The organism is Anaerobacillus sp. MEB173, from assembly GCF_052119505.1.
In the GTDB taxonomy this organism is placed as follows: domain Bacteria; phylum Bacillota; class Bacilli; order Bacillales; family JBJMAU01; genus JBJMAU01.
Genome location: NZ_JBJMAU010000003.1, coordinates 261,192 through 273,144, shown reverse-complemented (window position 1 = coordinate 273,144; position 11,953 = coordinate 261,192). Strand labels below are relative to the sequence as shown.

The following is an 11,953-nucleotide window of genomic DNA, read 5'->3' as shown; positions in this document are numbered from 1 at the left end:
CGTATAAATATGATTGTGAAAGAAATGCTCCTTTCGCATAATAAAAATCTAGCAACAGATTATTTAAGTGGTTGCGAAAAGGCAGCAGCGTTATTTGATTATTCGTATGAACAGCATGATTTTACAAATAGAAGTCAGGAATTGTGGCAGAGAAAATATGATCGAGAATCACTGCAACAGACCCTGAAAAAGTTTAATGGGCAATTTACATATCATGAAAAGGCATATGATCAAATAGAGAAGTTGAAAGATAAACAAGCGTTAGTTGTTGTAGGCGGCCAGCAGGCTGGATTACTTACTGGCCCTCTTTATACAATCTATAAAGTATTAACAATTCTGCAAATAGCTAAAGAACAGGAAGAGATGCTTTCTGTTCCTGTTGTTCCTATTTTTTGGATTGCAGGAGAAGATCATGATTTTGCAGAAATCAATCATTTACATGTAATGAAAGGTTCTACCGTAATAAAGCATCCAATTCAAACGGCACCAGAGAAGAAATCACCTGTTTCTCAGTTGAATTTTGATCACACTGTAATAAAAGAATGGCTGTATGAAATTGTTCGAAATTTTGGCGAAACTGAACATACGAAGGCAATCACTAGCGTGTTAGAACATTCACTGGAAAAGTCACAAAGTTATGTTGAGTTCTTCGGAGAACTTATCTCGACATTATTTAAAGATACTGGAATCGTTCTTATGGACTCAGCTGATCCAAACTTACGTGAGCTTGAAGCTCCTGTTTTTAAGAAAATGATCATTAATAATAAGGAATTAAGTGAGCTTTTCGTACGCCAGGCTAAGGAAGTTCAACAAGCAGGGTATGGAACGCCAATTGCTATAAACGAACATAACGCTCATCTTTTTTATCATATAAATGGAGAAAGAGTGTTATTAGAAAGAGAGCAGGAAGGACGATTTCGTGGTAAGAATAATGAATTTATCATAAGTCAGGATGAACTTCTGCAGATTGCTGAGAATAGCCCTCAGCAGTTAAGTAATAATGTTGTGACAAGAGCACTTATGCAGGAAGCCATTCTCCCTGTTTTAGCTTTTGTTGCCGGTCCGGGTGAAGTCGCATACTGGGCTACCTTTAAGCAATTGTTCCATCTCTTTGGATATAAAATTCCACCTATCATTCCGAGACATCAGATTACAATTATTGATGAGCAAAGTCAGCGGTTTATGACGGAAATTAACATTAGTTTATCGGTATATTTAAACGGGGGAAGTTCTTTAGCAAAAGAACGCTGGTATCAAAAACAAAAGCAATGGGATATTAATGGGATAAGTGCCGAAACAAAGCAACAGATGGAGAATGCGCACAAACAATTAAGAGCACTAGCTAATGAAATAGACCCTTCTCTTGAAAAGGTAGCCATGAAAAACTATCAACTTATTATTAGTCAAATTGACTTTCTTGAAAGACAGTTAGAAAAAAAAGTAAGAGAGAAATATGAACCCACACTGAGAAAATTTGATCTTCTTTCAGCAATGTTGATGCCAAATGATCAGCCACAAGAACGTATTCATAATATCTTTATTTACTTAAATAAATATGGTCTGGATTTTATGACTACACTATTGAATCAGCGAATAGCCATCAATGAGAAACATAAAGTGATGTATTTGTAGCTGCAAACCCGAATATATAAAGAAAAATTCTGCTTTTTAGCAGGATTTTTTTTTATTTAGACGAATATTAAAATTAAAAGTGGAGGATAGTGGGGAGATGTGGTAACTTAGAGGTAGAAAGTGGGGGGAGGTGACAAAGGTATGTTCATGGGGGAATATCGGCATAACGTCGATGAAAAAGGGCGAATGATTATTCCCGCAAGGTTTCGAGAAGAACTTGGGACAACCTTTGTCATTACCCGGGGAATGGATAAATGTTTATTTGTTTATCCTGAAGAAGAGTGGAAACTCCTCGAACAAAAATTAAAAACGTTGCCTTTCACAAAAAAAGATGCTCGTGCTTTTACACGTTTTTTCTTCTCAGGTGCAACAGAATGCGAGTTGGACAAACAAGGTCGGGTTAATATTGCTGGTCCACTAAGGGAGTTTGCTCAGCTAGAGAAAGAATGTGTCATTATAGGTGTTTCGAATCGAGTTGAAATTTGGAGTAAGGAAATTTGGGAAGACTATTTTAAGGAGTCCGAAGAAGCATTTAGTGATATCGCAGAAGGAATTGTTGATTTTGATTTATAAAAGCGACAACATCTAGAAAAACAGAAACGAAAAAAGAAGGTGCTACAATGTTTGAACATATTACAGTTCTAAAGGAAGAGGCTGTTGAAGGCTTAAATTTAAAACCTGATGGGATTTATGTAGATTGTACATTAGGCGGGGCTGGACATAGTGAACTCATATTATCTCAATTAACAGAAGGTGGTCACCTGTATGCTTTTGATCAAGATGATATTGCACTAGAAAATGCAAAAGAAAAGTTGGCAAAGTATGAAGGGAATTTCACATTAATTAAAAGCAACTTTCGCCATCTTGTGTCAAAATTGCAAGACCATGGTGTAACTTCAGTAGATGGAGTATTGTTTGATCTGGGTGTATCATCACCACAATTAGATGAAGCAGAACGAGGCTTCAGCTATCATAACGATGCCCCTTTAGATATGAGGATGGACCAAACGTCTTCGTTAACAGCTTACAAGATTGTAAATGAATGGGATTATAATAAGTTGGTCTCTATAATTTTCCGATACGGTGAAGAAAAGTTTGCTAAGCAAATTGCCAGAAAAATCGAAGCAGCTCGTGAGAAGAAACCAATTGAAACAACCGGAGAGTTAGTAGACATTATTAAAGAAGGAATACCTGCCCCTGCCAGACGGACGGGTGGCCATCCCGCTAAACGAACGTTCCAAGCGATACGAATTGCTGTCAACGATGAGTTGGCTGCTTTTGAAGAGGCATTGGAAGGGGCAATTGAAATAGCAAAGCCACAAGGAAGAATCAGTGTGATTACATTTCATTCATTAGAAGATCGTATGTGTAAAACAATGTTTAAGGAAAAAAGTAAAGGTCCTGATTTACCGCCAGGGTTACCAGTCATTCCTGAAGGGTATGAACCAGAATTAAAGCTTATTACAAGAAAACCTATACTGCCAGGCGATGAAGAAATTGCGGTAAATAAACGTTCGAGATCCGCTAAATTACGTATTGCCGAAAAACGTTAAGGGGGTTATGCTATGAATAATCTTGCACACAAAATCCAACGACAACAAAAACAAAAAGAACAACCAGTTGTACAACCACAACAGAACGAACAAAAAAAATCTCCAATTACAAAAGGTGAAAAAGCGTTATATTTGCTTACGATATTGGGGATTGTCTTTGCTTCGTACATTATTTTAACGAATTATGCCTCAATCTATATGGCAAACAAAGATATTCAAGTGTTAGAAGCGACTATTGCACAGCAGACAAGTCTAAATGAAGGGCTTCAACTGCAAGTAGTTGAATTGGCAGCTCCAGAACGTATCCTAACTATTGCTAAAGAACAGCTAGGAATGAATTTGGATGAAAAACAAGTAAAAGTTGTGAATTAAAAAATAGGTAAAGGAATAATAAATTTTATTCTTTAATTGGAAGTGACATTATGCAAATACAGAAAAATTCCTCAGTGAATAAAAGAGCATTAATATTGATGCTGCTTTTCTTCACTTTCTTTTTTATTTTGTTAGGAAGAATAGCTTTCATACAAGCAGCAAAGGAAATCGATGGGCAACCGTTACAAACATTAGCTGAAGAAAGATGGACAAAGAAAAAAGTATTAGAAGGCAATCGAGGAACAATCTATGATCGGGGTGGACAGGAGGTTGCAAAAGAAATTGTATCTTACAATGTTTATGCCGTGTTAGATAAAAAGTATGAAAATCGAGTTAAAAATCCAAGGGAAACTGCTGAAAAATTAGCACCAATTATTAATATGAGTATTGATCGTCTCGAAGATTTACTCTCTCGAGATCGTGTTCAAGTGGAGTTGGGTCCAGGATCAAAAAATATAAGTCATGAAAAAAAGGAATTAATTGAATCCCTCGAGTTATCAGGGATTATGTTTACTCAAGTTCCAAGAAGGTACTATCCGAAACAAACTTTTGCTTCGCATGTTCTCGGTTATACAGATCGTGATATGGGAGAAGCGCGCATGGGAATAGAGAGCAGTCTAAATGATTTCCTTAAGGACGAGGATGGCTATATTATTTATCAAAGTGACCGTAAGGGCTTCAAACTCCCTAACATAGATGAAGTGATACAGCCGCCAAAGAATGGGTATGATGTCTATTTAACTATTGAATCAAATATTCAAATGGCACTTGAACAAACGATGACTCAGGTAGAAGAAGAGTACGATCCTGAACGAATTATAGCGATCGTTGCAGATCCTAGAACAGGGCAAATCCTTGGAATGAGCAACCGTCCGAGCTTTAATCCAAATCAATACGAAACAATTACGAACTATACAAATTATGCAGTTTCGTCAATGTTCGAACCAGGGTCAACGATAAAGATGTTTACATTGGCTGCTGCGATAGATCAAGGTGTTTATAATGGCTCAGAACAGTTTCAATCGGGAAGTTATGCAATTGGGGGACGTAGAATCACTGACCACAATAGGGGACGCGGTTGGGGACAAATTAGTTTTGATGAAGGGTTTCAGCGTTCTTCTAACGTAGCCTTTTCCATCATAGCCCTAGAAAAACTAGGCCCTGAGAAGTTTTATGAATATGTAGAACGGTTTGGATTTACGGAAAAGACAAATATTGATTTACCAAATGAAGGAAAAAGTCTAATTGCAAATTCTTATAAAATTGATGCGGCGACATCAGCATTTGGACAAGCGACTGCTGTTACCCCAATTCAGCAAGTTCAAGCAGCAACGGCGATAGCGAATGGTGGAAAGATGATGAAGCCATATGTTATCGATCGGATTGTTAATTCGGAAACAGAAACAATAGTGGAATTCAATGAACCGAAAGTTGTCTCAGAACCAATTAAAGAAGAAACGGCACAACAAGTACTTAATTTACTGGAAACAGTTGTGACTTCACCTGCTGGAACTGGGAAGCCATATTATATCGAAGGTTATCAAGTTGCAGGAAAAACCGGGACGGCACAAATTCCAAAACCAGACGGCCCTGGATATATCTCCGGGCACGGGCAAAATATATTCTCATTTTTGGGGATGGCACCAAAAGATGATCCGCGGGTTATCGTCTATGTAGCCGTTGACCGGCCGAAGCTTCCACAGCACGAGGCAGGATCGACACCAGTAGCGAAAATTTTTAATCCAGTGATGAAATACAGTCTGCAGTACTTAAACATATCGCCTCAATATGAGGATCGTCCTCAAGGGAACAGTGAGGAAGGTATTGTGATTACAGAATTTAAAGGTGCTTCCGTAGCCACCACCGAGGAACAATTAAAGGAAATGGGTGCAGAGGTCGTTGTTATTGGTAATGGTAACAATGTTGAATCACAAATTCCAGTTGCTGGCTCTAAGATTTTACCTGGTGAAAGAGTGGTTTTAAGAACCACAGGAGATGAGCTTCTCATGCCAAATATCGAAGGGTGGTCCCTTCGTGATGTAATGAAATTGGCGGAAGTCGTTGAGTTAAACCCGAATTTTGTAGGCTCTGGATTTGTAGTGAAACAAAGTATATCTGCAGGAAGCATAATTCAACTAGGAGATTATTTAGCAGTTGAACTTGAAGTGCCACTACGTCCAGGAGATTTGGATGAAGAGGAAATGTTGGAAGAAGAGATGGAAGGGTTTATACAGGATTAAGTTAAAGTTGTAAGTTATACGCAGAAGTTTACTTCTATATGAAACTTTCGGTAATTAACTTTAAACTTTTAACTGCTAACGTTCGTTCTAACTGTTTTCGTACAAGCATATATTGAAACAAGCATAGTAGAGTGGGAGGTCTTGCAGTGCGAGTTTCAAATGTGACGGTACGGAAGCGGTTAGTTTTCGTTTTATTATTTGGAATACTAGTTTTCTTTATCATTGTCGTAAGACTTGGGTATGTACAATTCTCGCTTGGAAACATGTTAACAGACCGGGCAGAAGATTCCTGGAGCAGGGATATCCCATTTGAGGCTAAGCGTGGAGAAATTCTTGATCGAAATGGTGTGCCATTAGCAACCAATGTAAGTGCTCCATCGGTTCTAGTTGTCCCGAGACAAATTAAAGATCCTGTAGATGCTTCACAGAAATTGGCAGCAACATTAAATATGGACCAAAAGAAAGCTTATGAATTTCTGACAAAAAAAGAGTCGATTGTACGAATTAATCCAGAGGGAAGAAAGATCAGTAAAGAAAAAGCTAGTGAAGTTAGAGCACTTGATATACCAGGTGTATATATTGCAGAAGATAGTAAGCGCCATTATCCATTTGGCAGTTATCTCTCACATGTGCTTGGCTTTGCCGGTATCGATAATCAGGGATTAACCGGTCTGGAGTTATATTATGATGAACATTTAAGTGGTCAAAAAGGGCATGTTTCCTTCTTCTCAGATGCGAAAGGGAAAAGGATGCCTGATTTAGCTGATGAATATACGGCCCCAGTCGATGGACTTGATTTAACGTTGACAATTGATACTCGGATACAAACCTTTATTGAACGTGAATTAGACATTGCCGAAGCGACATATAATCCTGATGGTGCGATTGCTATTGCCATGAACCCAAATACTGGAGAGATTCTTGGCATGTCTAGCCGACCACATTTTAATCCTGAAAATTTTCGGGAAGTACCACCAGAAGTATATAATCAGAATAAACCGGTTTGGAGTCAGTATGAGCCAGGATCTACCTTTAAAATTATTACATTGGCTGCTGCATTAGAAGAAAATCTTGTTAATCTGGATAAAGATACATTTAACGACCCCGGTTTTATTGAAGTATCAGGTCACAGGCTTCGTTGCTGGAAAAAAGGTGGTCATGGCCATCAAACCTTTTTAGAGGTTGTTCAAAACTCATGTAACCCTGGCTTTGTAGTACTAGGTGAAAAGCTAGGAAAAGACCGTTTATTTGATTACATTGAAAACTTCGGATTTGGTCAAAAGACAGGGATTGACTTACAAGGTGAAGGAAAAGGGATATTATTTAATCGAGACCGAATAGGACCACTGGAGCAAGCAACAACAGCATTCGGCCAAGGGGTAGCTGTTACGCCCCTGCAACAGGTGGTCGCTGTATCGGCAGCTATTAATGGAGGATATTTATATCAGCCGTACTTGGCCAAAGAATGGACGGATAAAATTAGCGGGCAAGTGGTTAGTAGTCATTCACCAATCATGAAAAGAAGAGTAATTTCTGAGGAAACATCGAAAGAAGTACGTCGGGCCCTTGAGTATGTAGTTGCAAAAGGCTCTGGTAAAGGTGCGTTTATTGATGGGTATCGAGTTGGAGGGAAAACAGGTACAGCTCAAAAAGCAAAAGACGGCAGATATCTTGAAAATAATCATATTGTATCATTTATTGGTTTTGCCCCAGCTGATGACCCACAAATTGTCGTCTATGTTGCAATTGATAACCCAAAAGAAACATTACAATTTGGTGGTGTTGTAGCTGCTCCAATCGTAGGAAAAATTATCGGTGATAGTCTACGGGCATTAGGGGTTGAAAAACGTACAGAACAAATAGAAAAAGAAAGAATTTGGAGTGATGAGCCTCTGATAGAGGTGCCTGATTTAGTCGGGAGAACAAAACGAGAAATTAATGAAGCGTATTATGATTTACAACTTGATGTTTCAGGTAATGGTGAAAATGTTCTAGCACAAGCACCTGAGCCTGGGATAAAAGTAAAAGTTGGTTCAACAATTCGTTTATATATGGGTGACAAATCGAAGCAGTCAGATTAAAATGGATTAGTGTTTCGAAATTTTGGTGGTAATGTATCTTTCTTTACACTTTGATAGTTACTAATGTGTGAGCCAAGTGCATACGCCTTGGCTTCCTTTATTGTCTATTTGTTTTTCATTAAACCGGTTTTTACAAAATAATGAAATAACCCTCCGTTCTATGCATAAAATGAGTGATGATAGGGATAAAAAAGCTGCAAATTAGATACGATGATTATAGAGTTCAAAGACAAAAGATGAGAGGTTTATTAATGATGAAATTACAAGATCTAATACAAGAATTGTTACTATATTCTCAAACAAATAAAGGGAATCCAGAAATTGAATCGATTGAAATGGATTCAAGACAAGTGAAAAAAGGGAGCTTATTTGTTTGTATAAAAGGCTATACAGTAGATGGTCATGATTATGTACAACAAGCTGTTGATGCTGGCGCTGTTGCTATTTTAGCAGCAAAAGAAGTGAATGCAACAGTCCCGGTTATTGTTGTAAAAGATACAGTCAGAGCAATGGCAATTCTTGCTAATCGCTTTTACGATAATCCAACAAAAAAAATGACTTTAATTGGTGTGACCGGAACGAATGGAAAAACGACTGTCACACATTTAGTTGAAAGAGTACTAACAGAATATGGTGACAAAACAGGCTTAATTGGGACAATGTATATGAAGATTGGTGATAAGAAACAAGAAGTGAAAAATACAACACCAGAATCATTATCCTTACAAAAATCTTTTCAGGAAATGGTGAATGAAAACGTCGATACCGCAGTGATGGAAGTCTCATCACATGCTCTTCATTTAGGGAGAGTAAGAGGATGTGATTTTAATATAGCTGTGTTTACAAACTTAACTCAAGATCATCTTGATTATCATAAAACAATGGATGCCTATCTTCATGCGAAAGGTCTGCTATTCGCCCAACTCGGTAATACATACGATCAAAATACATTAAAAATCGCCATTTTAAATAGTGATGACCCTGCTTCTGAAGAGTATGAAAAAATGACTTCAGCTCAAGTGTTAACCTATGGTATTGATACCAACAGTGACTACTTGGCCAAGGATATTGAAATTACAGCACGAGGCACGAAATTCACGTTAGCAGTTGGAAAAGAAGAAATGACAATACAACTGAAATTGATCGGGAAATTTAGTGTGTATAATGCTCTTGCAGCTATTGCTGCAAGTCATGCATATGGGGTTCCACTTGATAAAATTAAGAGTACATTAGAAGGTATAGAAGGAGTTGCCGGCAGATTTGAAGCCGTTGATGAAGGGCAGCCCTACTCCGTTATTGTTGATTACGCCCATACACCAGATAGCCTTGAAAATGTTCTCGTAACTGTAAACGAGTTTGTAAAGGGCAAGGTAACTGTCGTTGTAGGGTGTGGTGGTGACCGCGATCGAACAAAACGACCATTAATGGCTCAAATTGCAACGAAATATGCTGATAAAGCTGTATTTACATCTGATAATCCAAGAACAGAAGATCCAGAAACGATATTAAAAGATATGGAAGCAGGTGTAGAAGGTGAACAGTTTGTTTCGTTCATAGATCGAAGAGACGCTATCTTTCATGCGATTTCTAGTGCCAATGTAAATGATGTTGTTGTGATTGCGGGAAAAGGTCATGAGACATATCAAATCATTGGAACGGACGTTATTGAATTCGATGATCGCCAAGTGGCGAGAACTGCAATCAAGGAGAGGAAATCATGAGACTAGATCTTTCACTTATCCAGAAAGTAAGTAGTTCAAACCGAGGTGAAATTCCTCCTTGCTTTTCTATTTCAGAGGTTTTTATAGATAGTAGATTAAATGTTAATGAAGGACTTTTTGTACCGATTATTGGTGAACGGTTTGATGGTCACAGTTTTTTGGAAACAGCCATACAAAATGGGGCAGTTGCAGCCCTTTGGCAAAAAAGTAAACAACTGCCAACAACGATCGATGAGACATTTCCAGTCTTTTTCGTTGATGACACACTTCAAGCTCTGCAACAGTTAGCAACATTCTATCGCCAAGAAATCAATCCTATTGTTATCGGTGTAACCGGCAGTAATGGAAAAACAACGACAAAAGATATTCTAGAGAGTGTTCTAGCAAAAAAGTATAAGACGCATAAAACAAAAGGTAATTTTAATAATCATATTGGATTACCTCTAACGATTTTGTCCATGCCAGTTGACTGTGAACTGCTTATCTTAGAAATGGGAATGAGCGGATATGGCGAGATTTCCTTATTAAGTAAATTAGCTCAGCCAGATTTTGCCGTTGTAACAAATATTGGTGAATCCCATATCGAACAATTAGGAAGTCGGGAAGGGATAGCCAAGGCAAAGATGGAAATTACCGATGGCCTGAAACCATCAGGTTATGTTGTGATTGATGGCGATGAACCATTGCTTATTCCTTATGTGAATGAAAGAGCGATAAGGTGTGGACATCTTGCATCAAATGATGTAGTGATTCAAGCAATAACATCTATTGATGAAGGGGTGACCTTTCAGTTAAATAATGAAAAAGATCAATTCGTGATTCCATTGCTAGGAAATCATAATGTAAAAAATGCAGTTTATGCAATAACGATTGCCAGAAAGCTTCATCTGGATGATTCCTTAATAAAGTCGGGTTTAATTGACTTGCAATTAACCGGAATGCGCCTTGAACGACTACAGGGATTAAATGGAGCATTACTTATTAATGATGCCTATAACGCAAGCCCAACATCAATGAAGGCTGCCATTGAAACTGTAAAGCAGTTACAAGGATATGAGCGAAAAGTACTTGTTTTAGGCGATATGTATGAACTTGGGGTTAACGAAGAGCAATTACATCGGGATGTTGCGGACGTGATTTTGGCCCCAATTACGAATGTTATTACTATCGGACAGAAAGGAAAATGGATTGCCGAGGCATTGGAAACTCAAGGAAAGGCAAGACAATTTTCAATTGATTCTTTTCATTCGAAAGACGAAGCACTTCCTGTTCTTAAAACACTACTAGATGAGAAAACAGTTGTCTTATTTAAAGCATCGAGGGGCTTAAAATTAGAGACAGTAATTGAAACAGTATCTTATTAGAAGGGAGGCAAGGAAATGTTAGAGCGTGTGTTACTTTTTACTCTACTTGCTTCATTTCTGATTGCCGTTTTATTATCTCCAATCATCATACCTTTTTTACGACGTTTAAAGTTTGGTCAAAGCATCCGTGATGAAGGACCAAAATCACATCAAAAGAAAAGTGGAACTCCAACGATGGGTGGAGTGATGATTATCATTGCTATTATTACAACTACCATTGTAATGTCAACAAAATTTTTACATCTATCAACAGAATTGTTTTTGTTATTACTCGTTACATTTGGATTCGGACTATTAGGATTTTTAGATGATTTTATAAAAGTTGTCATGAAGAGGAACTTGGGCTTAACATCAAAACAAAAGCTTCTCGGACAATTAATTATTTCTGCAATTTTTTACTATGTTATCGTTCAGGCAGGATATTCTACGGCAGTTAGAATCCCAGCTACGGATATCTCTATTGATATCGGATTGTTATATCTACCACTAGTTATAGTCATGCTTGTAGGTGCGTCAAATGCAGTAAATTTAACTGATGGGCTAGATGGTTTATTAGCTGGTACTTCTGCTATTGCTTTCGGTGCATTTGCGGTACTTGCATGGAATTCAAATATGATTGATGTTGCTATCTTTTGCGCAGCAGTCGTTGGTGCAGTTCTAGGCTTTTTAGTATTTAACGCACATCCGGCAAAAGTGTTTATGGGTGATACTGGCTCTTTAGCTCTTGGTGGTGCAATAGCTGCAGTAGCTATATTAACAAAGATGGAAATATTACTTGTTATTATAGGTGGCGTATTCGTAATTGAAACTCTATCAGTCATTATTCAAGTCATTTCGTTTAAAACGACTGGCAAACGGGTATTTAAAATGAGTCCATTGCATCATCATTATGAACTCTCAGGCTGGAGTGAATGGCGTGTAGTTGTTACATTTTGGATTGTAGGTATGCTTTTTGCAGTGCTTGGAATCTACTTAGAGGTGTGGATATAA

9 protein-coding genes are annotated in these 11,953 nt (G+C 37.9%); all 9 read left to right on the top strand.

Annotated features, from left to right (window positions below):
* The first annotated feature begins 9 nt into the window (after positions 1 to 9).
* A complete protein-coding gene (gene bshC / locus ACJ2A9_RS09010) occupies positions 10 to 1,632 on the top strand; it encodes a bacillithiol biosynthesis cysteine-adding enzyme BshC (RefSeq protein WP_441421306.1) in 1,623 nt (540 codons plus the stop codon).
* A 141-nt stretch (positions 1,633 to 1,773) separates the two neighbouring features.
* On the top strand, positions 1,774 to 2,205 hold the full coding sequence (gene mraZ / locus ACJ2A9_RS09005; protein WP_441421305.1) for a division/cell wall cluster transcriptional repressor MraZ: 432 nt from the start codon (positions 1,774 to 1,776) through the stop codon (positions 2,203 to 2,205).
* Between the two features lie 47 nt (positions 2,206 to 2,252).
* Positions 2,253 to 3,185, top strand: a complete 933-nt coding sequence (rsmH, locus tag ACJ2A9_RS09000; RefSeq protein ID WP_441421304.1) for a 16S rRNA (cytosine(1402)-N(4))-methyltransferase RsmH — start codon at positions 2,253 to 2,255, stop codon at positions 3,183 to 3,185.
* Positions 3,186 to 3,197: 12 nt separating this feature from the next.
* The gene (gene ftsL / locus ACJ2A9_RS08995; protein ID WP_441421303.1) at positions 3,198 to 3,557 is read left to right on the top strand and encodes a cell division protein FtsL; all 360 of its coding nucleotides are present in this window, start codon (positions 3,198 to 3,200) and stop codon (positions 3,555 to 3,557) included.
* A gap of 50 nt (positions 3,558 to 3,607) precedes the next feature.
* The gene (locus ACJ2A9_RS08990) at positions 3,608 to 5,797 is read left to right on the top strand and encodes a penicillin-binding protein (protein ID WP_441421302.1); all 2,190 of its coding nucleotides are present in this window, start codon (positions 3,608 to 3,610) and stop codon (positions 5,795 to 5,797) included.
* 146 nt (positions 5,798 to 5,943) lie between these two features.
* A complete protein-coding gene (locus tag ACJ2A9_RS08985) occupies positions 5,944 to 7,878 on the top strand; it encodes a stage V sporulation protein D (RefSeq protein WP_441421301.1) in 1,935 nt (644 codons plus the stop codon).
* A gap of 254 nt (positions 7,879 to 8,132) precedes the next feature.
* Positions 8,133 to 9,599, top strand: a complete 1,467-nt coding sequence (locus ACJ2A9_RS08980) for a UDP-N-acetylmuramoyl-L-alanyl-D-glutamate--2,6-diaminopimelate ligase (protein WP_441421460.1) — start codon at positions 8,133 to 8,135, stop codon at positions 9,597 to 9,599.
* A complete protein-coding gene (locus ACJ2A9_RS08975) occupies positions 9,596 to 10,963 on the top strand; it encodes a UDP-N-acetylmuramoyl-tripeptide--D-alanyl-D-alanine ligase (RefSeq protein ID WP_441421300.1) in 1,368 nt (455 codons plus the stop codon). The genes ACJ2A9_RS08980 and ACJ2A9_RS08975 overlap by 4 nt, the downstream gene beginning before the upstream one ends.
* Positions 10,964 to 10,978: 15 nt before the next feature.
* Positions 10,979 to 11,953 carry a phospho-N-acetylmuramoyl-pentapeptide-transferase gene (mraY, locus tag ACJ2A9_RS08970; protein WP_441421299.1) on the top strand — a complete coding sequence of 325 codons (975 nt, stop codon included), beginning with the start codon at positions 10,979 to 10,981 and terminating at the stop codon, positions 11,951 to 11,953.

Bases quoted from the DNA above. Each gene is read 5' to 3' on its own strand.
- ACJ2A9_RS08990 (WP_441421302.1), top strand. From the start codon at position 3,608: ATGCAAATACAGAAAAATTCCTCAGTGAATAAAAGAGCATTAATATTG.
- rsmH (WP_441421304.1), top strand. From the start codon at position 2,253: ATGTTTGAACATATTACAGTTCTAAAGGAAGAGGCTGTTGAAGGCTTA.
- ftsL (WP_441421303.1), top strand. From the start codon at position 3,198: ATGAATAATCTTGCACACAAAATCCAACGACAACAAAAACAAAAAGAA.
- mraY (WP_441421299.1), top strand. From the start codon at position 10,979: ATGTTAGAGCGTGTGTTACTTTTTACTCTACTTGCTTCATTTCTGATT.
- ACJ2A9_RS08980 (WP_441421460.1), top strand. From the start codon at position 8,133: ATGAAATTACAAGATCTAATACAAGAATTGTTACTATATTCTCAAACA.
- mraZ (WP_441421305.1), top strand. From the start codon at position 1,774: ATGTTCATGGGGGAATATCGGCATAACGTCGATGAAAAAGGGCGAATG.
- bshC (WP_441421306.1), top strand. From the start codon at position 10: ATGATTGTGAAAGAAATGCTCCTTTCGCATAATAAAAATCTAGCAACA.
- ACJ2A9_RS08975 (WP_441421300.1), top strand. From the start codon at position 9,596: ATGAGACTAGATCTTTCACTTATCCAGAAAGTAAGTAGTTCAAACCGA.